Genomic DNA, 23,564 nt, shown 5'->3' on the forward strand with positions numbered 1-23,564 from the left:
CGGCAGTTCAGGGGACGTGGCGCGGTGCTGCGACACCGGAGGAGAGGAAGCGCGGGTGGCGAGGCGGGTAGCTACAGGGCCGCTGGACGACAACCCCACGGTGGAGGCCCGGCAGGTCGCCCTCGAACTAGTGCAGCTGCGGCAGGAAGCGGGGCTGGAGCGCGACGACGTTCTCGCACAGGTCAAGGCGAGAAACGGGCGCATGTCCAAGGCCAAACTCGGACACCTGGAGACCGGCCGCAACCAGCCTAAATACACCGACCTGGAGATGCTCACGTCCATCTACGGCAGGCCGGATCGCCTGGCCGAGCTGCGGGAACGCGTGGGCAAGGCCAAGAAGCGCGGCTGGTGGGAGGACCCTGCCAACCCGGACCGCGACGGCCCAGAGGGGTTCCGTCGCTTCCTCGGGCTGGAGCAGGGCGCCGTGAAGCTGGAGATCTGGCAGCCCAACGCGCTCACCGGACTGCTGCAGCCGAAGGACTTCGCCGAAACCATGATCGCGGCGTCGACTCCCCCGGCACCGCGTTCGGACGCTAACGCCGGCGAGATGCCCGTGCTGGATCTCAGCCCCGAGGCGGTGCGGGAACGCGCCGACATCCGGACGCAGCGCCAGGGCGTGCTCGACCGCGCCGAGGTCCACATCGTGCTGGGAGAGATGGCCCTGCGGACGCGAGTCGGTGACGACGAGCTGATGCGCTCCACGCTGGCCCACATCGAGCAGGTGGCGGCGAAACCGAACGTGACGATCCAGTTCCTGCTCGGCCGATCGGGTCCTCACCGCGGACAGCACGGCCCGTTCACGCGCATCGCGTTGCCCTACGCGGACGAGGTCGATGATCTAGGAGTGATCTACCTCGAAGACCTGCACCGCTCCCGTTTCATCGAGGAGCGCGAGCACGTCGAGGTCTACAACGCGGTGTTCGCCGAACTGGCACAGCTAGCGGAACCGCCAGATCGCACACCGGAAATCCTCCGGCAGTTCGCCAAGGAGCTGTACACGTGACCGTGTCCCCCCGTCCTCTCCCCGAGGACTTCGACAACGCGCAGTTCGTCATCAGCAGTTACAGCGGCAGCGGCGACACCTGCGTAGGCGTCGCCGGCCTACGCGGCTGGGTCGCCGTCGAACACAGCAAGCAGCCTGAGCAGGGACGACTGCTCGTCGCGGGAGGTTGGACCACGTTCCTCCGCGCCGCCAAGACAGGCACGTTCACCAGCTAGCGCACGCGAGATCGACGCGAGGAGGCTTTCCGGCACCCGCCGGAGAGCCTCTTTCGTTGTGACGCCCCGGTGCCGTCGTGCGCACCGCCCCATGGCGTTCGCGGACAAAGCAGACGCCCTCGGTGGAAGCGACAGGCACGAGCACGCCCAGCGGGGACCTGCAGCCGCCCTCTTGCCGCCAGATCAGCGCCGGGTAGCGCTTGCCCGGTTGCCGACGCGATGTGTGAGCGCCCTCCACATCACGGTCTCGCGGACCAGAGCCACAGGAACGCCGCCGAGTAGCAGCGTGGCCTGGACGTGGATCACGGGATGGCCGTCCTGGGGTTGGGACGCGATGGTGTAGGCGAAGTGGGTGGCGCGGTTGGCGCCGCGAAGCAGTTGGCCCAAGGGGATCTCCCCTTGCTTCAGGTCCTCGCGGCCGGCGAGGTCCAGGCCCAAGCGGTGTTCGAGCACCAGTGCGGTGACCGCGGCCGCCCGGAACTGCGGGCCGTGGATGCGCGGTGCGAGCCACCCCTCGCGGTAGGTGGCGTTGTCGCCGGGGACCACGTCGAGCAGCACCGCGTCATCCCACGAGACCGGCCGGACCGTGTCAGGCCGGCGTGGCTCTCGGCGCAGTGGTGTGCCTAGAAAGGTGCTCAGCGCCGAGGTGAAGGAGTTGGTCGTGCGCATCACTCGCGCGAGCATCGCCGCCTTGTCCGCGAGCTGTCGGTTCGCTTTGACCGGTCCCCTGATCGCCGCGGACTGGACATAGTCGGAATCACTGGAAGTGGTGACGCCGCCTGGACCGAAGGTGTGGTCAGGGACGTGCAGGTCAGCGGTCTGAACGGTCACGTGCGGCCCTCGTCTCAGGATGGCCAGCGACGTGCTTCGAGAGGCGCGAACACCCGACTCGGGTGGTGGACGGTGCCAGTATGCACCGCCCACCAGAAGCTTCGATGCCTTTCCCGACAACAGCGTGGACTCAACGCGTGCTAGTTTTGTTCCGCCGGTTCCTATCGGGGCCGGAAGTGGGCCCGGTTCACCGTCCGGACGGTCGGTTGCCGGGTTTCGCGCTGTCTGGGGCCTGTTCGGGCTGGGAAGCCGGCGTGGGCCGCGCGGCCTCGGCGCTCATCAGGCCTTGTGTGGCTCCCGTGCTATCGTGAGTGCCGCCAGTTCCTATCGGAGCTGGAAGTGGACCCGGTTCACCCGCCGGACGACGGGTTGCCGGGTTTCGCGCTGTCTGGGGGTTTTCCGGTCGAGACTCGGTCGGCGGCACCGAGTCGGCTCGATTCTTTCGCAGCCCGGTCCGGCCTTGCGCGTAGCCGCGGATCCACATCTGCTGAAGCGCGCGTTCCTGGTCGGTGGAGGGGTTCTTCCACGGGCAGCTGTCAACGCGACCGCCTGCCAGAGCAGCCGCCTGGCCTTGGGCCTGAACGGCGAGGATCCTTTTGGGCCCTGGCGCATCGTCCGAGACCGGCGACGATGTCGTGTGCGAGTTCACGCGGTCACCTCTCCCAGTGATTGCGCCTTGGCTGTCCGGGCGGCGGCCTTGTCGGATTCCCTGCCGAACCAGGCATAGCGCCACTCGGCGTAGGTCGTGCGGCCGTTGCGTCCCCACCAGGTCCGCAGTTCCTCCGAGGCGTACTTGCGCGCCCTCGCAGACGGTCCCATGAACAGCGTTTCGGGATCGACGCCGGCGGCCAGGCCTTCACGGTTGAGCAGATGGCCCTGGCACTCGATCTCCGCCAGGATGTAAGAGGTGTAGACGTGGCTGTCGTACTCCTCGCGGCAAGTCTGCTCGGGCGTGAGTTTCCGGCCCGCTCGTCGAGCCGGGTTGGTGAGGGGACTGGCGTCGATCTCGGCTTGTTCAGCGGCCGCGCGGGCACGCTGGTCAGCTTCTTGTTGTGCTTGCCACGCCGCGATTTCGGCATCGCGGACGCGGACCAGTTCCTCACGCCACTCCAGCGTCGCGACGATCTGTTCTTGCGCGGCCGGGTCGTCGTGCAGTTCAGAGAGCTGGGCCATCAGTTCGTCGTCGGTGAGCTGCCATGTGACCTCCGGGGTGTAGTGCGCAGCCCGGCTCGGCTGGGAACTGGCGGCCGCGTCCTGGGCCTCGGCGGGTTGTCCGGTGCGCCGTTGCAGCTCGGCCACGTCGCGATCCAGCAGCGCGACGTAGTGGTCGAGCCGGTCCCAGTCGCCCGCGTCGTTGGCGGCCTGACATGCCCGGTCGTAGCGGCCCAACCGTTGCCGGATGTTGGCCAGCACGCGTCGCTGCGGATCGCTGTGGCATGGGCACCGCCGGCCAGCTGGCGGTGCTTCGTGACGTGCCCTGCACATGTCCCCTCCCCCAGGTGCTGATCACCTATGTCGTGATCTCTCTACCTGTGCAGGGACCGGCCGATGCTCTCAACCAGCGAAAATAGGTAGAAGTTGGCTCAACAAGCGCCAGGAATCGGTAGCGAATCTCGGTGGGATCACCGATGTGCCGCGAGCTACGCCAACCCGCGGCGCGTTCTCGGTTCCGGGCGCGGCAGGTCACGGTCGGTGCGTGCCTCGCTGACCTGGGCCAGCGCGACCACCGGAACGCGGCCGCCGAGCCCGCAGCTCGACCGCCTGACACTGCGCACCCAGCCTGGCAAGGCCGGCTACCTGATGACGAGCTACTCCCCTGCTGGATTCCTCAGGTTTTCTTGTCTCCCAACGAAAACACCCCAGGATGCTTTTCATTTATGCTATAGTTCTTCTTGTCGGTTCCGGTGTCGCGACCAGGATCGACAGACCGCGACAACCCAGCAATCCCGGAGGAAAAGGCACGTGAAAAGCACTATCGGCAAGGTCAGCGACTCGACGATCGAGGTGGCGGTCGAGATCGACGTCTCGACCGGCGTGCTCACCCGACTGGCCGTGTTCGTCGGAGGCCAGCGGACCGAGGCGAGCGGGGTGCACGAAGTCCGCTACCACAACGGCCGCGACACCTGGCCCGACCTGCGACAGGCCGCGTGGGACGCGACCCGCACCGGCTCGGCCGGGTTCGTGTCCCTGCTGGACCGCTGGTACGGCCACGCGGAGGCCTACGCGGTCGGCGGCCGCGCCACGGGAGCGGCCGCGCAGGTCCAGCCCGGCATCGCCTGCGCGGCGGATCTGGCCCCTTCGGCCTGGTTCACCCGCAGCGAGCCGGGCACCACGACGCGCAAGGCCGCGCAGGCCGCCGTGGCCGCCCGCGTCTTCCGCACCTGCAACCGGCGGTCCTGTGGCCCCACGGCGGCGCTCTCCGCGCTCAACGCCTACCGCGCGGCCATCCACCACCCCAGGCGTGGCGGGGTCGACGTCCTGCTGCACAGCCTGCTGACCGATCTGCGGCACCTCGCCGAGGCCTACGGTATCCGCCTCGACAGCGGATGGACGCCCGAGGACGGGACGCTGGCCTTCGACCTCACCGAGCTCCATGGGAAGTTGCGCGACGCCGCGCGCACTCGATGGGCGCCGCAGCTGGCCCAGGCCGGGCGCTCGGCGGGCGAGGTGGAGTCGCGGGCGTTCACGACCTTCCTCGCCGACCTCTGCCGCGCCCGCTGACCGGCCGCGCTCGATGACCTGGGTGGGCCGACATGCCCGCCCACCCAGGTCCGAGACCGCCGAGCCCGAACACCTGGCCGCCGGCGTGACGCGCGACGCGTGCGCCGGCCTCCAGGCACCCACCACCACAACGGGCGGTGTGACACGCCCGGAACCCAAGGGACCACGACGAATGAGCAATCCGGTTTGGCTTCTGGATCGACTGAGCTTCCTGCTGGCTGCGAGCGGGCACGACAAGTACTACGACGGGGCCACGGACGGCTGCGGAATGTGCTTGTCCATGGACGGCGACTTCGTGGACTTCACCGACATGCACGAGCTCACCGCGGCGGTCGAGGAGGCGGCGGACCAGCTGCTGGACCACATCAGCGCCGGGGGGAAACTGCCCGCGTCCTGGACCAGGCCGAGCTACGACGACTGCGACGGCTGATGTCGCCGCGATCGCACGCCTCCTGACGCTGACCTGGTTTTTTGGTGCATGATTCGCATCTGTGCTATTGTTCTTCTTGCCGGTCAGGGTGTCGCGACCCGGACCGGCAAGAAGAACCGCGACAACAGCGAAGGACACAGCACATGATGAAGACGGTCAGGATCACCGCGGCGTGCGTGGAGCCCGACGTCGACCGGGCGGACGATCTCGACGCCCCCCGCTGGCACGAGGCCGCCATGGACACGCCGACCCGCAAGGCCGCCTACGGCGCTGACGCCGCCAGCGCGTTCTTCCTCTGGAGCCCCGAAGGCGACTTCCTCTTCACCTCTGAAGAAATGGGGTCGAGCCCGGTCGAGTTCCTGGTCAAGGAGTACAGGTCGTTCATGGGCCACGCGCAGGCGGGCGACACGCTCGACGTCGTGCTGCGGGACCTGCTGGCCGATCTGTGGCACCTGGCGGCGGCGTACGGGATCAAGCTGGACGCCATCCCCGTGGTTCGGATCCAGGACTCGATGGCGATGGATCTGCGGCTGATGCTGCTGGAGATCCGCAACGCCGCGCACGGCGTGTGGGCGGACACGCTCAAGGGCCTCGGCGTGACGCTGGAGGAGATCGAAGCGAAGGCCTACCGGACCTTCCTCTCGGACTGCTCCGCGCCGTGATGAACGCCTGAACGGCGGGGTCGCCGGACCGCAGACGCGGCCCGGCGACCCCGCCGCAGCAGAACATCCCCGCCCCCTTCCCGTACGCACTCACCAACTGCTGCACATATATGCTATTGTTCTTCTTGCCGGTTCCGGGTGTCGCGACCCGGACCGGCACACCGCGACAACCTCACTGACCAAAGGAAACATCCATGCCGGACAAGAACAGCGAGCCCGAGATCGAGGTGGCGATGGCCTACGACATCGACACCACGGTAGAGACCGTGGTGGTGATCATCGACGGGAAGGCGGTGCGGCCCACCCGGTTCCACGCGGTGCCCTACGGCGTCGAGACCGCGACGAAGGTGAGCCTGCGCGAAGACGCGTGGAACTGGACCCGCACGGGCACGCCGGCCTACACCGAGGTGATCGACGCCTGGTACGCCAGCGCCGAGGGCACCGCCAAGGACGACTTCATCCGCCGGGCCGAACGCCCGCACCTCGACGTCCCGCGCGGGCAAGACCTGGACCCGACGTTGTGGCTGACCTCCAGCGCCCCCGGCACTGTCTCACGCCGGGCGGCCCACGCGGCCGCCGCCGTGGCCGCGTACTTCACCCAGCCGAGCGCGGCCAGCCCGAACGCGCTCGACCTCGTGCTGCAGACCTACGGCGACCTGGTCGACCTCGCGCCGGAGCGGAACCTCGCCGACCTGCTGACGAGCCTGCTGACCGACCTGAGGCACCTCGCCGAAGCCTGCGAAATCCGCCTGGAATCCGAACCTGGCCCCAAGTCGCTGCTGGCCATGGACCTGCGGGAGATGCTCTCCGCGATCCGGCACGCCGCGCAGGACCGCTGGGCCGACGCCCTGCGCGCCAGTACGACGACGTTGCGGGACATCGAGTACCGGGCGTTCCAGAGGTTCATGGACACCAGCTGCATCTGAGTCCACGTGCGGGTGGGGCACGCCGGGCGTGCTCCACCCGCATCACCTCGTACTTCCATCCCGTGACAGCGCCCTTTGCCGTTTGCGGCTTGCGCACCATTAGTGCTATTGTTCTTCTTACCGGTTCCGGGTGTCGCGACCTGGACCGGCACACCGCGACAACACCAACCCAGGGGAACGATCGACTTGTTCAGCTTCCACACCACCGACTTCACCGCACTCACGCCACCCGGCCCCGTCATCCTGGCCAAGGCGGTCGACGCGCAGCCGAACGTGCCCGCGCACGACTGGTACGACGGCCTCGACCCTGACCTGTGGGGCGACGCCGACACGCGGCGCGGGGGCGGCAGCCGCGAGGACCAGGTCCGCGACAACACGTGGCACGCCGGGCTCGCGCTGAACTCCACGCTGAGGTTCGGCGACCGGACCGCGTACGCGGACGAACGCATGGAGGAGGCGTGCGAACTGGCGCTGCAGGTCTACCGCGACACCGCCCGCCTCGTCGACGAGGAGGACAGCGCGATCCTGCGGGAGCTGTTCGCCGGCTCGATGCACCTGATGGACGCGCGCGGCATCGACCTGCACACCGGGTCAGCCAACAGCTTCCAGCAGCTGCTGCGCTCGATGCTGTTCGAGCTGGAGCGGTTGTGCCGGGGACCGTGGGCCGCGTGCCTCGCCGCCGAACTCGTCGACTTCGAGGACCTGCTCCTGGCCGCGTGCGGCGACTACCGCGAACAGATCGTCTTCGCCGCGCCGGAGAACGCCTCCGCGACCAGCCCGGCGCCGCTCTAACCCCTGCACCACAACGCGAACCCGTCCAGGCCTCCCGCGCGGGAGGCCTGGACGGAGGCCTCGCACACCTCTCAATCCGCACACACACGCGCCCAGGACCCGCCTGGGCCACCACGCAAGGGAGTTCACGTGGACCTGCCCACCGCCATCGCCGTCGTCGTCGATGATCCGGCCTACGACAAGGGCAGCCCGCCCGACGGGGTCGCCTGGTCGATGCGCGAGACCTGGACGCTCGACGACGTCGCCACGTTCGAGCCGCTGGAGCTGCGGACCGCCTACGAGGTCCTGCTCAAGGCCACCGACGCCGAGGTAGAGGAGGCGCTGACGACCTTCCTCGACTAAAAGCCACCACCTGAGCCTTATTGGTGCTATTGTTCTTCTTGCCGGTTCGGGTGTCGCGACCCGGACCGGCAAGACCCGCGACAACCACGTCATCCCTGGGGGCAGCCCGCCGTGCAGACCTACTTCGTCGGGACGCACCGTCCCTGGCACCTCTCGCAGATCTCGTCCGTGCGGACCCCGGCCGGCTACGTCCAGCTCGCCGCGGAGCTGGACCAGATCGTCGACGACGAACTGCGGCGCCTGCTGTTCCCGTTCGCCCAGCAGATGTTCCCCACGGTGCCGAGCCTGGCCCGGTACCGCAGGCTGCGCGGTGACGCCTTCCCGAAGGCGATGTCGCCCTACGCCCTGGACTCGGGCGGCTTCAACCAGCTCGCACTGCACGGCGAGTACGAGCTCACGCCGGACGCGCACGGCGGGGCGGTCTACCGCTTCGCCGAGGACCTCGGCATGCCGCCGATGTGGGCCTCGCCGCAGGACTTCATGTGCGAACCCGACGTGATCGCCAAGACCGGCCTGACCGTGTGGCTGCACCAGCAGTACACGATCGACTCGCTGCTCTACCTGAGGGAGCACTTCCCGCACATCTGGTGGATCCCGGTGCTGCAGGGCTGGACCATCGAGGACTACCTGCGCCACATCGAGATGTACCGCGCCGCCGGGATCGACCTGACCGCCGAGGACCTCGTGGGCGTGGGCAGTATCTGCCGACGCGACTCGGTCGCCGAGATCATCTCGATCATCACCGTCCTGCACAGCCTCGGCGTCCGAATCCACGCCTTCGGCGTCAAGCGCAACTCCCTGCCCAAGATCGCGCACATGATCGTCTCCGCCGACTCGCTGGCCTGGTCGCGGACCGCGCGCGACGAGAACCTCCGCCTGGCCGACTGCACCGCCCACCAGGGCACCTGCCAGAACTGCCTGCGCTGGGCGTTGCAGTGGCGGCTGGAGACCCTGTCCAAGCTGGTCACCCCCACTCAGACCGGCCTCGACCTGGAGTTCCTGCTGCCCTCCCAGCGAACTCCCCGCACACTCGCGTTCTAAATGTGCTATTGTTCTTCTTGCCGGTTCGGGTGTCGCGACCCGAACCGGCAAGACCGCGGCAACCACTACGAGCCCAGAGGAACGCGCATGACGGAACAGGACTTCGGCCCCGTGGTCGAGGTGGCGATCAAGCTCGACGCCACGATCGAGTGCGACGTGCGGGTGCACGCCATCACGGTCGTTATCGACGGCAAGGCGGTGCGGGCCGACCGCTACGCCCTCGTGACCCTCGGCCACGAGGGCACCGGACGGACGGAGCTGCGCACCGAGGCGTGGCAGGTGACCCGTGACGGCTCGCAGACCTACCGCGAGCTGGTCGACACCTGGTATGGCTCCGCAGAACGCAACGCGGACAACGACTTCGTAGGCGTCGCCGAGTGCCTTCAGCCCAGTGCCGAGCGGGCCGCCGAGTTGACCCCAGGTCTGTGGCTGGCGGAAAGCGAGCCCGGCAGCCGAACGCGGCGGGCGGCGCAGGCGGCTCTCGCCGTCGCCGCGTACTACTCCCGCGCACCCCACGCGGACGCGCTCGACTACGCCCTGGAGATCTACGGCGGGCACCTCCCCGCCACGCAGAACCTCGGGCCCACGAGGCTGATCACCAGCCTGCTGACCGACCTGCGGCACCTGGCCGAGGCGTACGAGATCCGATTGGAGTCCGAACCCGCGCCCAACGCCCAGCTGGCTAGAGACCTGCGCGCGCTGGTCTGCGCGATCGGTGACCAGCCGCACATCTTCTGGGTGCTGGGCACGACGTTCCAGGACATCGCGAACCAGGCGTTCGAGGCCTTCATGGATGACTGCACCACCGAGTGATCGTGGTGTGGGCGGGCGAGTTGCCCGCCCACACCAGTCTTCGCCTTGCGCAGCACCCCTTCCTGTCGCGCACCGGAGGACCACGTGGACAGCCTTTTCCCCGAGTACGCCCCAGCTCCCCGCCCGGTCGCCGCGCGGACGGAGCCGATGTTCGAGCTGGGGGCGGTCGACGCAGCGACCCCCGCGCCCGACTACGGCCAGGCCGTCGCGCCCGTCCGGGAGGCCCGCACCCCGGCCCTGCTCGACGTCGCGCTAGGACTGCCCGGCGAGAACGACACCGGCGAACTGGCGTTCCGGTTCACGGTCACCGACTGAGCAGCGCGAGGCCAGGCCCGATCAGACCGGATCAACCAGTTTGCCATCTATCTATGCTATAGTTCTTCTCGCCGATCCTGGTGTCGCGACCAGGACCGGTGAGACCGCGACAACCACACCCGAGCCGGAGAAAAACACAGATGACCATGATCAGGAACCTCGTCGTGCCGTTCACCCTGGCCATGCACGACCGAGGCGGACTGGAGCTGTTCGGCGGAGTCTGCCCGGACTGCGGCGAGGAGATCTTCGGACACTCCGAGCACTTCGCCGAGTACCACGCGGCGGATCACGTGTGCGACCCCGAGAACGTGCGGACCACGGCGGTGGTGTGGACCCACAACCCCGGCGAGGACATCAAGGTCCTGTGGGGACTGGACGCGCACAGCGAGATCATCACCGCCAACGCCATCGCGTGCAGCTACTGCCGCGAGCACGGCCCGTTCGGCGACCTGTGCCCCGGCCCCGTCGCGCACGCGCTGCGGCAACGGGACCAGGAGGTCCGGCTCCACGGGCATGCCGCGTCCGCCGCGCTGGTCCGCACGCCCGCCGCCTCCCCGCAGGACATGCTCCAGCTCGAAGTCCTGACGCGAATCCTGTGCGGGACTCTCCGCCTGGAGCACGTCCGCGCGGACCACGTGGTGCGCATCGTCCTGGGCGAGACCGGCACCCAGCACGTGGCCTACTGCTTCGAGTGCGCCACCGCGCGTCCTGGACGCGGCACCGCCGCCGAGGCCGTCCGTGACGCCGAGGCGCACCGCTGCGACCCGGCCCAGGTGCGGGCCGTCGCGGTGCTGTGGACGGAACTGGGCGACCTGGACGCGGTGATCGTGGCGAGCCGCGCCGAGCAGGCCGACGCGCCGGGCGAGCACGAGAAGGCGATCGCCGCGCTGGCCGACGAACTGCGCCCGCAGACGGGCGACGTCCTGCACATGGGCGTGTTCACCGTTCCGGCGGGCCTGTCCGAGGAACAGACGGTCACGGAGCTCGACGTCCGGCTGGAGCGCTTGCTCAACGCTTGACCGCGGGGACTGGCGCACGATCTGAGGCTGCACCGCCGGCGCGAACCGGCGGTGCGGCCCTCCTCTGTCACTTCACACCGTATCCCGCCTTCTGAACAGCGGTTTTGCGGAGTGCCTTATATATATGCTATTGTTTTTCTTGCCGGTCAGGGTGTCGCGACCCGGACCGGCGAGCACCGCGACAACTCACGAACCAAGGGACGAAGACGGCATGAACGAGAGCACCACCGGCGCCACCACCGCGGACCAGGAACCCGACCTGGTCCTGGAGCACACCAGCTCGCAGGGAACGACCCTGGAGGGCTCCCGCAGGGGCGACGGCGTCCTCGCCGCGCTGCGCGGCACCGGCGTCTACTGGAAGCCGACCCGCGACGGGCTGCTCTACATCCCGCACAGCCGGGACAAGGCCCCGAACCGGAACCGCATCGACCGCGCGGCACAGGCAGTGCGCGAGCTGGGTTTCACGGTCTCGGTGACGATCGACGCCACGCCGCGCGACGCCGCGACCGTGCGGGCCGACAAGCACGACGACGCCCTGCAGCGCGCCGAGCACCTCGACAGCAAGGCCGCGCGGCTGTCCGGCCACTCGACGGCCCTGCGCGACCGCGCCGACCAGATCTCCCAGCGGTTCGCCGGAGGACAACCGATCCTCGTCGGCCACCACAGCGCCCCGAAGGCGATGCGGGACCTGGAAAAGATCCACACGAAGAACGAGCAGGCACGCGAACTGGAGAAGGAGGCAGGTGTGGCGGCCGCCCAAGCTGACGCCGCCCGTCACACCGCCGAGAGCCTGGACAACCCCGTGGTCCTGGCCCGCCGCATCGACAAGCTGGAAGCCGACCTGCGCGGCATCGGACGCAAGATCAGCGGCAACGTCCGCAACCACCGCGACGGGCACGGCACGGTCTACATGCAGACCGTCACCAAGCCCGCCGAAGGGACCTGGCTTACCCAGCTCCACGAGCGCAAAACGCACGCCGAGGCCGAGCTCGCCCACGCCCGCGAGCTGTACGCCGAGCACGTGCGCGCGGGCCGCGCCTGGGGCGGCTCGCTCGCCGACATCAAGCCCGGCGACGTCGTGAAGACCGGCGTGCGGGGCGGCCCCGAGTGGTACCCGGTGCTGAAGGTCAACAGGTCCACGGTGACCGTGCAGGCCTACGGGTTCACCCTCAAGCGCAAGCACTACGAGATCCAGGACCACCGCTCCGCCACGGCGACGCCGAACGCGCCTGGGGCCTAGCCCGGAAAAGGAGTGAGGGGCCAGCACATCCGCTCTTGCGAGCGGGTTCGCGAGGCTGGCCCCTCCATGTTCCCGCGACAACCCAACCGCAACCGCAGCCGGATCAAGGAACGACCGGCATTCTACCGCCAGGAAGCCCCTGTGAACCTCATGCACCCGCCCGTCGGCGTGATGACGCCCGCGGCCGCCGGCCGGATCGTGCCGGTGCCCCGGTGAGGGACCGGCGCACCGCCTCCTGGTCCTGCGCCTGGCCGGCCACGACGTCGCCCAGGTCAGCGCCTGGACTGACCACGGCCTGATCCACGTCGAGCACGTGCACATGCTGTCCGCGCACCGCCGCCAGGGCTACGCCTCCCGGCTGCTGCAGGCCTTGTTCGCCCACTTCCCGGGCTGGACGTTCGCCTTGTGCGCGGCCGCGTTCGAGTTCCCCGGGCTCACCGCCGAACACCCGCCGCCGGACACCGAGGCGCTGACCGCCTGGTACACCCGGCTCGGCTTCCGCGAGGCCGACGACGGCCGCCTGCATCACACACCTGACCAGGGCATACGCCCGCTCGTGGCCTGAATTGCCCACTGATTATCATCTGTGCTATTGTTCTTCTTGCCGGTAAGGGTGTCGCGACCCGGATCGGCGAGAACCGCGACAACTCCACAGAGGGGAACAACGCTGATGATCGCAGCGGGAACCGTCCGGACCCAGGCCACGGCCGAAGTCGCCTACGTGCACTCGACCACGGTCACCGTGGCCGGACCGCAGGCCAGCCAGATCGACCTGCTCGGCTGGGGAACCAGCAGCCCGGTGGTCAGCCTCCAGCTCGGACCGGTGCTGTGCCGGGTGGCGCAGCCCCATCTGACGGTCAAGCACGTCACCGAGATCTGGCGGGGCTCGGCGGTGCTGGCCCGGCGGCTGCCCGCGCAGCTGCCCGCCAGGCTGGTCGGACGCCCGTCGATGGCACAGCACGTGGCCGGGGTGGTCCTCCACCTCGACGCGCTGCCGGGCCAGTCCTCCCGCCTGGTACCGCCCACCGTGCCCAACGGGCTGCCGCTCCTGGAGCTGAGGATCGGGCCGGTGATCTGGCTGGTACTCGACCAGGCCGCGTGGGCGTCCATGACCGACATCTGGGAAGACGCACTCGGGAAGGTGGCACCGCTGGCCTGAGCGGGATGGGGGACCTCGATCGAGGTCCCCCATCCACTCGGTCGCCCACATCAGCGCAGTTATCCACAGCCCAGCAGTTATCCACAGATCCACCAGGTGCCTCGCCTGGGCACGACGGAAGACAGCACCGTGAAGACACACGACCGCGCCACCGCCACGACACCACAGGAGACGCCGATGAACTCGCATCCCTGGCAGCTGCTCGACGAGCACGCCGCCGCGGCCCCGCAGGCCGGCCCCACCGCGCACGACCAGGCCCTCGCGGGGACCGGCGCCCTCACGGGGACCGGCGCGACGCTGGCATCGCCCTCGAGGACCGTCTACGCCGCCGGCCACGCCGCCACCGCGGCCGCGGCCATCGAGGAGGCCTTCGGCGCCGCGGAGCTGCGCGTGCTGACCTCGCCGGCGCCGTTCGTCCTCCTGGCCGGCGCCAGCCAGGAACTGCGATTCACCCCCGCGCCGGCCTCGGTCGAGCAGTCCCTCGGCATGCTTGCCGAACTGCGCCACGACCTGCTGACCGAGCTGCAGAGGGCCGGCCGATGATCCGCGCCGGCCGCGACGTCATCAACAAGGACACGATCGGACAGCTGCACGGGATGACCCCGGCGACCGCCGCCCGCCGCAAGCCCTGGTCCGCAGACGGACACCCCGCTCCCGTCTACAACCACAAGCTACGGCTGTGGGACCGCGAGCAGGCCGAGGCCCACGCCCTCGGCAAGCCGATCCCCACGCTGCCCGAAGTCGACTCACCCGACGACCTGCTCGACCTGTACGAGGCCGCGGCCCTGCTCGGCCTCAACAGCAACTCCTGGCGCACCGGCCGCTCCCGCGACACGTTCCCCCGCCCGGACGTCCCCGAAGACAAGCACGGCGCACCATTCTGGCTGCGCAGCACCGTCGAAGAGTTCGACCGCACCCGCAAGACCCGCAGCGGCTACAACCCCGCCGGCCGCCCCAAAGGCATCGCCCAAGCCCAGCGCGCCGACGCGGCCGAACTGGAGAAGAAGATCCGCGCCATCCTCGACGAGCACGCACACGCCGGCACCACACCACGTCAGATCGACATCGCCCAGCAACTGAACGTCAACGTCAGAACCGTGCGCAACCACCTGAAAGCCATCCACGAAGCGGACGCCGCCACGCCCAGGCCGCGCCAACACAGCACCAAGCCAGGAAGCGGCGGCGGTGCATGACGAACCGGATGCCGCGGGAACGGCCGCCGACCGAACCGTACGACTTCCTCGGCTGGGTCCCCGCGGCCGCCATCGCCGAGCAACTGAGAACGCCTCTGGAGCTGAACGAGGCTTTCCCCGTCGAGCCGGGGCAACGTAGGTCTCGCCCTCCAAGATCAGGAAGAGCGGATGCCTGCTGCCCAAGCACCTGGCCAGGTGCGGTCTCCTGGCTGGGGCTGGAGGTCGTGCCAGATGACATCCAACAAGCAGGGGCCCTCGCCTAGTCTGCGAGGGCCCCTGCTTTTGGCTCCCAACTAGACCTCGGATGCGTCGTGGTGGGCCTGCCGAAGCATCGATGTGGCCAGCATGAGGCTGATGAGCGCGTTGGTGCTGGTGTACTGCTGGGCGTAGACGGCGTGCGCGGAAGCGTGCCGGTTGAACTTGGCGGGGACGTCGGAGTGGCCGTCGAAGTTCTCGAGCGCGTTCAGAACCGGCAGGCAGGCGATCACGCGCGGAACGCAGTCCGGTCCTTCGGCGATCGTGTCCTTCACCGTCTTGTAGTACCCGTACTTGACGGGTTCGAGAACGGTGACGCGCAGGAGCGTGTCGATGATGCTGGCCGAGAGTGCCTGGGACGCGGCCAGATGGCCCGCTCGGTAGGCCGAGATGGCCTCCTCGACGTAGCCTGCGAGCTCATCGAACTCTCCTGACCGAGCCTGACTGACGGCGGCGGCGCAGTCATCGACGATGGCCGTGGCATGGGCGTTGAGCACGGTGAGCTGGTCGGCCTCGTCTGCGGCGAGCAGCACCTGCAGGATCTCCGCGCGCGGAACCCATGCGACCGGAATGCCGGAGGTCGCCGTGGCGATCACGGCGTCGAGCTGTTCGTCGGTGAGTCCCTTCCAGTTCGGTGGCCCTTCCTCCCTCATGATCTTCGTAGGCAGGTCGCGCAGCACCGAGGCCAAGGCGCTCAAAGTTTGAGCGACGTTCTGTGCCCACGCGTCGCTGACCAGCTTGGCGTTCGAGATGGTCACGGCTAGAACGCCGAAGATCGGTCGCACGTTGGCGAGAGCGTCGAGCGCGCCACCGGCAGACTCCACCATCTGCACCAAGCGGGGAACGAGCACGTCACGGAAGTGCTGTAGTGCCTGCTGGACGTCCTCCTCGCTCATGTCCCCGGTGACGGCCCGCAGCTCGTCGAGCGTGTGAATGTGCGAATGGGGCTGGCCAAGGGTGTAGGTGGATGCTGCGGACCCGACATCGCGCCCGCCGGTCTCGTCGTCTGGGCGGGCGGCCAGCCCGTGGGACCGGTTGCCCGGCACCCCCGCGGTTGGCTGCACATCGTCGCTGGGCAATGGCGTCTCCTGATAAGTCCAAGCAACGGCAGGACCAGTTCACCCGAGCACAGGACGCGTCAGGCAACAGGGACTGGCGTTCGATCGGCGTCATGTGACGCGTCATATGACGCGTCCTGTAGGGCCTTCACCAGGGAGAAGGCAAGTCGGCTTCCGCGAGCCGATCGGCGTGCTGCAAGGTCGCCAGTTCGAGCATCATCCGGTCTTTCGCCGTTGGATCGTGGGCGATGTTGCTGTCGTGCAGGGCCTGGCGCAGCTTCTTGAGGTTCCTCGTCCGTGCCCGTGAGGCCTTCGGTCCGGTGGGGGTGGCTTGCACGGCGATCGCGAGGTGCGCGGCTCGCAGTGCCGCTCGGTCACGGGTGCGGGCCAGCGCGTCGCGCGCGTCGTCTCCCAGGCCCAGCAGCGACAGCATGCGTTCGCGTATCTCGCGGGCTACCTGGGCCCACACCCCCCGCAGTTCGATCTTGTGCGATCGGGCGTCGAGGCCCAGTGCGAGGTGCAGGGCGGTCATGGCCAGCACGGGGCCGAAGATGACGCGGCCCAGACCGGCCGTGATGCTCGGGGACACGGCGAACGCCGCGAACGCCGCGAACAGGGAGATCAGCCACGCCACGGTCCGGGCCGACCCGGCGTCGCCGGAGCGCAGCACGTTCGCGCGCATCGCGATCGCGCACCCCACCAGGAGGATCTCCACGCCGGCGAACACCGCCAGGCGTTCGAGGTCCAGCGGGATGGGTGGCAGGCCCAGCGGCGGGTGGTTCCACGACAGCACGAACCCGGAGATCCCGAGCGCCTCGCCCACGAACTTGTAGGACGTCAGCGCGGAAACCGCCGTGCCAACGAGCGCGCCGAGGTAGAACACGGGGACTGCGGCGCGGCGCGTCCGCCGTATCGACGCCAGGTCTGCCATGGACGCCTCGCCCGCCGGCGCACCTGAACCGGCTGCGTCAGGTGACGCGTCGCCTGACGCAGCCGGTACCGGGACCGGCGTCTGGTCGGCGTCAGGTCCTGACACCTCGCGAACCTGCTTCGTCGTATGACGAACCGTGGGGATGGCCGTCCCGTCACCTGACGCGTCTGATGACGGGGCCAGCGTTCGACCGGCGCGACCTGACGCGTCAGGTTCTTTCGCCAACGCGCCTGCGGTGGCCAGTGGATACGGGCGTGGCGCGGCACGCTCCCCGTTCGGCTGCTGGACTCCCTGCCCGGCGACCAACGGCCACTCCTGTGTGTTCTCGTCTCCTTGCTCGACCTGTCTGAGCGCGGCTTCGAGTTGCGGCGTCAGCAGGATGTTGCCGCTGGTGTCCGTAACGCCGTTCTCAGCTCGCCAGGCATTGACCACGGGACTGGCGTAGGTACGGGCGGGAGGTTGCTGGCCGTGGTCCGTCAGCCACGCCCGAACCTCTTCCACCGTCGCGCCCCGAGGCATGTTCTCCAAGGCGTAGTTGATCATGTCGCGCTTGGTCTTAATGCGCGCCAGCGCCTGGTGGTGCCGATCACCGGTGTCGCTGGAGGAACGCGTACTGATCTCGTCCGTGCTCACCAGACGACTCCGTTCCGTGTCTTGGCCGAGTGGGCAAGCGGGCAATGGTGGCACGCCAGTCCCTCGCGCCAGCACCCGACCTGACGCGTACCTGACGCGTCAGGTCGGGTGGTTCGTGCGTCATCAGACGCCGCGGTTGACGTTCGCCCATTCCTCCTGGACCTGAGCGATGTGCGCGTGCCAATTCCGCTGGCACGCGGTGATCGACACGTACGGGTCGCCGCCGAGGTGCCACAGCACGTCGATCACCTGATAGCTGCGGTGCGGATCGAAGCTGACCAGCTCGCCGACGCGCGGCACCAGGAGGTCGACGTTCTCGACCTCCTGGTGCTCGATCTCTCCGTTGTCGCCGTGCAGGGTGAACAAGAGCTGGATCACGCAGGGTCCTTCCGGTTGAGATCTGGGGCTGGGTAGGCAGGATGCTCAGAACCTGGCCGCAGCGTCCGTCACGACGCAGGTCCGCCTGGGCCGACGGCGAACGACGGGCCGGAGGTTCGTGTGGCTGTTCGAGGAACCCGTCCCGAGTGCGTCGGCGGTCACACTTCCTCGAAGCGCTGCCGGCCGAAGTCGGCAACCATCCGCACGCTGCCGGTCGGACCGAAGCGGCACTTGTCGATGTCGAAGTCCACCAGGCCCGTCGCGACCGGCTTGCCCTGCTCGTCCTCGTCGACCACCTTGTTGAGCAGGACGACCATCGAGCCGAACCGCTCCAGCGCGCCGGATCCGAACATGTCGGTCATTTGCAGTTTGCGTTCCGCGAGGGCGGCCCCACGGTTGGGCTGGACCAGGGCGACTACGGGCACGCAGAGTTCCTTGGCCATGTCGTCGAGCTCGCCCACCACGTACTCGATGCGCTCGCGCTCGGGCATACGCGGGTCGTCGGCCTTGATGAGCTGGACGTAGTCGATGCCGATCAGGTCGCACCCGTGCCGCCTGACGTCGATACGGGCCTGGGCACGCAGCTGGGAGGCGGTCAGACGGGGGTCGTGAATGTGCACGCGCCGGCCGATACGAGCCAGGGCCTTGTTCACGGCGTCCCGCGTCTCGACAAGCAGGTCCAGCTTGGGCCGCATCATCTCGCTCATCGGCACGCGCGCGGCGGTCGACAAAAACCGTCGGGCCAGGTCGGACCGGACCATCTCCAACGAGAACATGCTGACGTTGCGTTCACGTTCGGCGGCGTCGGCTGCAATACATTGCAGCGCAACGGTTTTGCCCGCGCCCGGCATACCCGCGAAGAAGTAGCACGCCCGGCCGCGCCAACCGCCGCCGAGGTGCTCGGCGTTGAGCTTGGGCCAGGGACTGGGCACCACGGGCAGGCCGAGCTCGGCTTCCTCCTGGGCCTGGGCCCAGGCGTCCAGCAGGGTCGAGGGCCGGTCGATCGTGCCAACGCTGGTGTCGATCGAGCCCAGGATCTCGATCGCCTTGTCGACGTCGCCGTCGCGCAGGCGCTGGTAGGAGGCGGTGAGCACTTGCTCGGTGAGACGATGCCGGTGTCCTTCGGCGATGATCTCGACCAGCGTCTCGGGTGAGCCGGGCAGCAGCGACAGGCTCAGGTCGGCCAGCTGCGAAACGAACTCCTCGGCACCGGGCCGGTCACGCAGGTGCCAGGCCACGGCGGGCACGTCGCCGTCCAGGCCGGCCTCGGCCCGCTCGACCAGGTATTCCCACACCTCCTGGTGGCGCAGGCCGGTGAAGTAGCCGGCGGGCAGCTCCAGCACTTCACGCGACATCGCCAGCGGGGTCTTGAGCATCATTGCCAGCAGGATCAGTTCCTGCCTGCGGGTATCGCGGCTGACGGGCTCCTCGGCTTCGGCGAACACGTCGAGCACCGTCGTAGCGGCGGGAGCAGCGGTCTTAGCCATGGTGAGCAGGCCTTTCGTGCTGGGCAACGAGGGCATGGCGGGGAAGATCCGCGGCTACTGGACGTTGGCCGCCGACAACGCGGTGAGCAGGGCGTCACGACGGGCCTCGATGAACTCGCGTGCCGCCCTCGGGACGATGACCTGCACGTACTCCAGCGCACCCGCGGCGCCCCGCTCTGGCGCACGCCACTCGCGAGTGCCAAGAAGCTGATCGGCGCGTTCGGCGCCGGACTCCCCCGCCGCCAGCAGCCGCTCCACCTCGGCCTCTCCGGGCGCTAGAGCCCGGCCTCGCGGGTTGCTTCCCTCCCTAACGCCGTTCGAGCCGTCAGCGGGCCACTCAGGGCCAGCAACGCCGGTCTGATGATCATTGCCAGACGGGGTGGACTGGCCCCGCCACGGCAGGGTGTCCTGCTCCAGCGGCTCGGCCTGGATGCGCTGCGTCCACTCGGCCAGCTTCGACCCGAACGCCCTGACCAGGTAGACCACGCCGTTGGCCTCGGGCAGCGCCAGACACGCGATCTCGGTCGCCTCGGCCAGCGTGATCTTGCCGCTGGTGATCGCCGCGCACATGGCCGCCTCGATGGCGGAGGCGTCGTTGCGGTTCAGGACGAAGTTCGGCTTGTTCTTGATCCGCTTCCACGCCGCCCAGTCCAGCCGCCGAATCACCGTGCGCACCTCGGTCGCCAGGCGTTCGTCTTTGCCCGTGGCGGGCGGCATCGCCGCTCCGCCCGGCACGGGCATCGATCCTTCGATCTCTCCTTCTCCGAAGGAGATCGAAGATCGATCAATCTGAGTGAAGGTGCCAGATCCGGCATGTTCGGTGTGACCTGCGGTTTCGCTGATCAACATGCCAGATCCGGCACCTTGGTCGTTACCGAAGGTGCCAGATCCGGCATGTTCGGTGTGACCTGCGGTTTCGCTGATCAACATGCCAGATCCGGCACCTTGGTCGTTACCGAAGGTGCCAGATCCGGCATGTTCGGTGTGACCTGCGGTTTCGCTGACGAACAGGTCTCCCTGCGGCAGGCGGTCGGGATCGTCCATGGCCCGCTGAAGTTCGGCGTGGGTTTGCGGACCCACGTACCCCAGCGGCGGCTTCGTGAACACCGTGAACGTGTCGTACCCGCGGCCGCGCCCCGGTACGGCGTAGTGCCGGCGGATGCGCAGGAAGCCGATCGACTCGAGGTAGTCGAAGATCCACCTGGCCTTCGAGGCATCGGAGATCCCGCAGCGACGGGCGATCTTGTCGCGGTTCAGCGGGGCGTTCGCCTCGCCCTCGGTTCGGAGCCGGTCCGCGATCAGGGCCTGAACCGCCGGGAAGATCGCGTTGGCGAGCGTGTCGGTGATCGGCAGGACCTGGCCCTTGTTGCGGCCGCTGTCCATCCTGCGCTCGGGCGGCATCAGACGGACGCACGCGGTGATCCAGAACGGCACCGACACGTCGGAAGGCGAGTCGCCAGCACCCGAGCGAATCGGAGTGCTTCCAAACTGCTTGTCCACGTTCATCAGGCAGCACCCGGCGTGCCGTAGTGCGTGCTGGCCTCGGCGAGGTTGCGAGGGCCGGTGAACCCGAGCGGCGGGGTGGAACGGAAGCGGATGCAGTCCTCGCGCATCTCAACGAAGCCGATCGAAGCCAGCTCACCGAGCGCGGTGAAGAAGTTCCCGTGGATGATCGTCGAGGCGACGTCAGGAACAAGCGGTGACCGGCTGTGGCCGTCTACACGCTCAGCTGCGGCGACGATCAACGGCACCAAACAGCGGGCCGGCGCCGAGAGCTCCGGATGCAGCATCGGCCACAGCGGAACCGAGACCGAATTGGACCACTGACCTGCAACTACTTCGATCGGACGACGACCGTCGTCCGATGGGTGGTGCCTCATGCGTCATAGCTCCGTTCTTGTGACGCACGAGGGAAGCTGTCGCGAACCGCGGCTCAGGTGTCGTACCCTGCTGGTGAACGTGCGGGTTCACGAGGGCAGCTCCCTCGTGCTCGTCCTGCCAGACACAGGCCGGGAGTTGGCGCTCCTGGCCTGTGGCATTTCTAGGCGCTGATACTCCCCCTGCTTAGGGAGTTCATGCACCACCTACCTGCTCGGCGTGTCGGCCTCGGCCACCAGTTCGCGAGCTGCCTCAACCTTCTTGCGGCGAGCCTGCTCCGCGAGTTCTGGGTTGTGGCGCTTCCAGGCGTCTGGGTCTTCACCCATGAGTCCCGACTGCATCAACCTGCGGTATTCGGCGAGGGTTTCCTCTCGCGAGCTCTTGACGCGTGCCGAATCCCAGTCAACTTCGAAATTGACGGGACGCCCAGGCCTCGCACCATTCCAGCGAGTAGGTACGCGGTGCGGGTCGACAAACACAACGGAGGCGTCATCGGACTTCTTATTGCGCGGGTACTTTTCGCCTGTTGGATCGGCCTCTTCTAGCTCTCGAACGATTGCGAGCAGAGCCGAGGGTCCGTCTTGCTCTAGGGTGTTCAGAACCCTGGGCCACGATCGAGAACTGAACAGATCGACGATGCGCGCGGCGCCATCGGTCATTGCCGCGAGGCGGACTACATTTCGGAGTGGCAAGCTGCCCGTGATGGATTCTTCCGCAACGGATGGATCCGCTGCGGAAATGAAGTAGCCGCCTGGAACGTTGCGTGCGCCGAGTTCGGCGTGCTTCATTCGAAGCATCGCCTCATATTTTTCCTGAGTTCCGATCGCGAATCCGTCGGCGATCTTCCGCTCGTGACTTCCGGTCTTGCTGACGCGGTCGTCAGAAAGAACCTGAACCTCCAGGTCCGACATTTCGAGGACAAGTGAAACGTCGCCAAGTACCAGGTATTGAAGCGAACCTTCACTGAATCGAATTATGCCAACGGCAGCTGAAGGGGTGCCCGGATGGGTAAGGTCGCAGGTTTCTTCGTGCAGGGCCGCAACCGCCCCGATTGCGTCTGCGAGTACCACTTTCAGGGGTCGTGAGTGACTACCAGCACCGTCGAGAATTGCGGTTCCCAGCTTACGCGCATACCACGAAACGCCATGGCTGCATCCGGTTTCAGTGCGGATCGTTGCGCCATCCAGGATGACGATGACGTCGGACGTTGCCGCAAGCCAGTCCTCGTTCTGGTCTCCTGCTTTGCTGGGAGACGTGTGGCTGGTGAAGTACATTTCCGAAACTCCTCGCATTACTAAACCGTGTAGATCGGCGTAACCTGCTGGGTGGCGGTTATTTCACGGGTGTCAGGGTGGTAGTCGCACCTGATTAGCGTAGAGAACCGCTTCTTTTTGACCTCGTCATACAGGTCGTCGATGTTGTCGACCAGGAACTGGGCGGCTCCTCTTGTGCCCATGGCGTGAATGCCAGCCAAGTACAAGAATGTCCCTTGTCCGTCCGGTCGTGGGAGTCGGCCGATGTATGCGTAGTCAGCAGCTTCGCCCGAATCGCTAGGAGAGCGGTATTCGATGCCGCTTGCGTTATCTCGCAAGTACCAGCCCTGGGCGCCACTCTCGAAGGCCAGGCTCTGATCTGATTCGAGCACCTGTCCGACGAGAGGCAAAAGGCGAGGGCTTGTCATCACGATTAGATTAGGTCGATTCAGGCGCACTATCCCAGGCGGAGGGATCAGCTCGTATTCGGCCTCAAGGCCAAAGGATGATGCAAGCTTGTCAAGTGCCTTGTAGGCGGAGAGTGCCTCTGCGGAGATTACGGCGCTCGGATTGACTTTTTGTCCCTCTTGCTTTCCGCCGATGGCGACGGTTATTTTGCCGCTTCCGAGAAAAGCGCGCTGAGGTCGAGGGCCGTGGGAAATGATTTGGCCAACTCGCGACCTGGAAAGATCGATCAATTTTCCTATGTCGACCTGGCTCTTGCCTTTAGCGGTTAGGGCTTCGGCCGCTTCGCGGCGAATTCGCGCCGCTTCCGAGCCGAAACTCGCGAATTCGCTGACAAGGTGGTGTGCCTGGATCAGCCGCTGCTCGGGGTCAGCGGTCGCCTCCACCTGTTCAAGTGCGGCCCGTGCGTCCATGGCGAACAGTCTTGCTCGTCAAGGCCCCTTGCGCAAGTCCGATCGGCAAGGGGTCTTGACAGCTTTGGGGGGATAGACCTAGCTTCGATCCGGTAAGCGCAAGACCCCTTG

General features: G+C 67.6%; 28 protein-coding genes. 17 read left to right on the top strand and 11 right to left on the bottom strand.

What is annotated here, in order from left to right; genetic code table 11:
• Both ACQEU1_RS45020 and ACQEU1_RS45025 read left to right on the top strand, forming a co-directional pair.
• Positions 1-1,003: helix-turn-helix domain-containing protein (locus tag ACQEU1_RS45020; protein ID WP_433217255.1), on the top strand; the 1,003-nt coding region annotated here is incomplete at its 5' end.
• Entirely contained in the window at positions 1,000-1,218 is a 219-nt protein-coding gene (locus ACQEU1_RS45025) for a DUF397 domain-containing protein (protein ID WP_433217258.1), read from the top strand. The genes ACQEU1_RS45020 and ACQEU1_RS45025, both read left to right, overlap by 4 nt.
• Before the next feature lie 183 nt (positions 1,219-1,401).
• On the opposite strand, the gene ACQEU1_RS45030 is transcribed toward ACQEU1_RS45025, so the two are convergent.
• The 3 genes from ACQEU1_RS45030 to ACQEU1_RS45040 all read right to left on the bottom strand — a co-directional run bounded on the left by ACQEU1_RS45030 (position 1,402) and on the right by ACQEU1_RS45040 (position 3,462).
• Positions 1,402-2,049, bottom strand: a complete 648-nt coding sequence (locus tag ACQEU1_RS45030) for a hypothetical protein (protein WP_433217261.1) — start codon at positions 2,047-2,049, stop codon at positions 1,402-1,404.
• Between the two features lie 187 nt (positions 2,050-2,236).
• Entirely contained in the window at positions 2,237-2,782 is a 546-nt protein-coding gene (locus tag ACQEU1_RS45035; RefSeq protein WP_433217264.1) for an Rmf/CrpP family protein, read from the bottom strand.
• The gene (locus ACQEU1_RS45040) at positions 2,695-3,462 is read right to left on the bottom strand and encodes a hypothetical protein (RefSeq protein WP_433217267.1); all 768 of its coding nucleotides are present in this window, start codon (positions 3,460-3,462) and stop codon (positions 2,695-2,697) included. The genes ACQEU1_RS45035 and ACQEU1_RS45040 overlap by 88 nt, the downstream gene beginning before the upstream one ends.
• A 549-nt stretch (positions 3,463-4,011) precedes the next feature.
• Between ACQEU1_RS45040 and ACQEU1_RS45045 the strand changes: the two genes are divergently transcribed.
• From ACQEU1_RS45045 to ACQEU1_RS45115, 15 genes are all read left to right on the top strand, one after another.
• Complete coding sequence (locus ACQEU1_RS45045; RefSeq protein WP_433217270.1) at positions 4,012-4,770, top strand: hypothetical protein; 759 nt, start codon at positions 4,012-4,014, stop codon at positions 4,768-4,770.
• Between the two features lie 172 nt (positions 4,771-4,942).
• Positions 4,943-5,200: a hypothetical protein gene (locus tag ACQEU1_RS45050; protein WP_433217273.1), complete on the top strand. Its 258-nt coding sequence runs from the start codon at positions 4,943-4,945 to the stop codon at positions 5,198-5,200.
• Positions 5,201-5,343: 143 nt separating this feature from the next.
• Positions 5,344-5,862, top strand: a complete 519-nt coding sequence (locus ACQEU1_RS45055) for a hypothetical protein (protein ID WP_433217276.1) — start codon at positions 5,344-5,346, stop codon at positions 5,860-5,862.
• 194 nt (positions 5,863-6,056) lie between these two features.
• A complete protein-coding gene (locus ACQEU1_RS45060; protein ID WP_433217279.1) occupies positions 6,057-6,788 on the top strand; it encodes a hypothetical protein in 732 nt (243 codons plus the stop codon).
• 186 nt (positions 6,789-6,974) lie between these two features.
• A complete protein-coding gene (locus tag ACQEU1_RS45065; RefSeq protein WP_433217282.1) occupies positions 6,975-7,580 on the top strand; it encodes a hypothetical protein in 606 nt (201 codons plus the stop codon).
• A gap of 129 nt (positions 7,581-7,709) precedes the next feature.
• Complete coding sequence (locus ACQEU1_RS45070) at positions 7,710-7,922, top strand: hypothetical protein (RefSeq protein WP_433217285.1); 213 nt, start codon at positions 7,710-7,712, stop codon at positions 7,920-7,922.
• Between the two features lie 111 nt (positions 7,923-8,033).
• Positions 8,034-8,963, top strand: coding sequence for a DUF7221 family queuine tRNA-ribosyltransferase-like protein (locus tag ACQEU1_RS45075; protein WP_433217288.1), 930 nt, complete (start codon positions 8,034-8,036; stop codon positions 8,961-8,963).
• An 87-nt stretch (positions 8,964-9,050) separates the two neighbouring features.
• Positions 9,051-9,776: a hypothetical protein gene (locus ACQEU1_RS45080; protein ID WP_433217291.1), complete on the top strand. Its 726-nt coding sequence runs from the start codon at positions 9,051-9,053 to the stop codon at positions 9,774-9,776.
• Positions 9,777-9,860: 84 nt separating this feature from the next.
• Positions 9,861-10,091: a hypothetical protein gene (locus tag ACQEU1_RS45085; protein ID WP_433217294.1), complete on the top strand. Its 231-nt coding sequence runs from the start codon at positions 9,861-9,863 to the stop codon at positions 10,089-10,091.
• A gap of 140 nt (positions 10,092-10,231) precedes the next feature.
• Positions 10,232-11,110 (top strand): hypothetical protein, encoded by an 879-nt coding sequence (locus tag ACQEU1_RS45090; RefSeq protein ID WP_433217297.1) that lies wholly within the window; start codon positions 10,232-10,234, stop codon positions 11,108-11,110.
• Positions 11,111-11,321: 211 nt separating this feature from the next.
• Positions 11,322-12,350 (top strand): DUF3560 domain-containing protein, encoded by a 1,029-nt coding sequence (locus ACQEU1_RS45095; RefSeq protein ID WP_433217299.1) that lies wholly within the window; start codon positions 11,322-11,324, stop codon positions 12,348-12,350.
• A 235-nt stretch (positions 12,351-12,585) separates the two neighbouring features.
• Positions 12,586-12,915, top strand: a complete 330-nt coding sequence (locus ACQEU1_RS45100) for a GNAT family N-acetyltransferase (protein ID WP_433217400.1) — start codon at positions 12,586-12,588, stop codon at positions 12,913-12,915.
• A 105-nt stretch (positions 12,916-13,020) separates the two neighbouring features.
• Positions 13,021-13,509, top strand: coding sequence for a hypothetical protein (locus ACQEU1_RS45105; protein ID WP_433217302.1), 489 nt, complete (start codon positions 13,021-13,023; stop codon positions 13,507-13,509).
• A 129-nt stretch (positions 13,510-13,638) separates the two neighbouring features.
• Positions 13,639-14,052 (top strand): hypothetical protein, encoded by a 414-nt coding sequence (locus tag ACQEU1_RS45110; protein ID WP_433217305.1) that lies wholly within the window; start codon positions 13,639-13,641, stop codon positions 14,050-14,052.
• Positions 14,049-14,702: a hypothetical protein gene (locus ACQEU1_RS45115; RefSeq protein ID WP_433217308.1), complete on the top strand. Its 654-nt coding sequence runs from the start codon at positions 14,049-14,051 to the stop codon at positions 14,700-14,702. Before ACQEU1_RS45110 ends, ACQEU1_RS45115 begins: the two co-directional genes overlap by 4 nt.
• 293 nt (positions 14,703-14,995) lie before the next feature.
• Here ACQEU1_RS45115 and ACQEU1_RS45120 read toward each other — a convergent pair whose 3' ends face one another.
• The 8 genes from ACQEU1_RS45120 to ACQEU1_RS45155 form a co-directional block, all read right to left on the bottom strand.
• Positions 14,996-16,036 carry a hypothetical protein gene (locus ACQEU1_RS45120; RefSeq protein WP_433217311.1) on the bottom strand — a complete coding sequence of 347 codons (1,041 nt, stop codon included), beginning with the start codon at positions 16,034-16,036 and terminating at the stop codon, positions 14,996-14,998.
• Between the two features lie 127 nt (positions 16,037-16,163).
• Positions 16,164-16,946: a hypothetical protein gene (locus tag ACQEU1_RS45125; RefSeq protein ID WP_433217314.1), complete on the bottom strand. Its 783-nt coding sequence runs from the start codon at positions 16,944-16,946 to the stop codon at positions 16,164-16,166.
• Between the two features lie 756 nt (positions 16,947-17,702).
• Positions 17,703-17,957: a hypothetical protein gene (locus ACQEU1_RS45130; protein WP_433217317.1), complete on the bottom strand. Its 255-nt coding sequence runs from the start codon at positions 17,955-17,957 to the stop codon at positions 17,703-17,705.
• 158 nt (positions 17,958-18,115) lie between these two features.
• A complete protein-coding gene (locus tag ACQEU1_RS45135) occupies positions 18,116-19,480 on the bottom strand; it encodes a DnaB-like helicase C-terminal domain-containing protein (RefSeq protein WP_433217320.1) in 1,365 nt (454 codons plus the stop codon).
• An 18-nt stretch (positions 19,481-19,498) separates the two neighbouring features.
• Positions 19,499-20,950: a hypothetical protein gene (locus ACQEU1_RS45140; protein ID WP_433217323.1), complete on the bottom strand. Its 1,452-nt coding sequence runs from the start codon at positions 20,948-20,950 to the stop codon at positions 19,499-19,501.
• Complete coding sequence (locus ACQEU1_RS45145) at positions 20,950-21,234, bottom strand: hypothetical protein (RefSeq protein ID WP_433217326.1); 285 nt, start codon at positions 21,232-21,234, stop codon at positions 20,950-20,952. The genes ACQEU1_RS45140 and ACQEU1_RS45145 overlap by 1 nt, the downstream gene beginning before the upstream one ends.
• A 294-nt stretch (positions 21,235-21,528) precedes the next feature.
• Positions 21,529-22,596: a protein phosphatase 2C domain-containing protein gene (locus ACQEU1_RS45150; protein ID WP_433217329.1), complete on the bottom strand. Its 1,068-nt coding sequence runs from the start codon at positions 22,594-22,596 to the stop codon at positions 21,529-21,531.
• Between the two features lie 20 nt (positions 22,597-22,616).
• The gene (locus tag ACQEU1_RS45155) at positions 22,617-23,453 is read right to left on the bottom strand and encodes a sigma-70 family RNA polymerase sigma factor (protein ID WP_433217332.1); all 837 of its coding nucleotides are present in this window, start codon (positions 23,451-23,453) and stop codon (positions 22,617-22,619) included.
• Positions 23,454-23,564: the final 111 nt, after the last annotated feature.

The sequence above is a fragment of the Lentzea sp. CA-135723 genome (assembly GCF_050936595.1).
Taxonomy (GTDB): Bacteria; Actinomycetota; Actinomycetes; order Mycobacteriales; family Pseudonocardiaceae; genus Lentzea.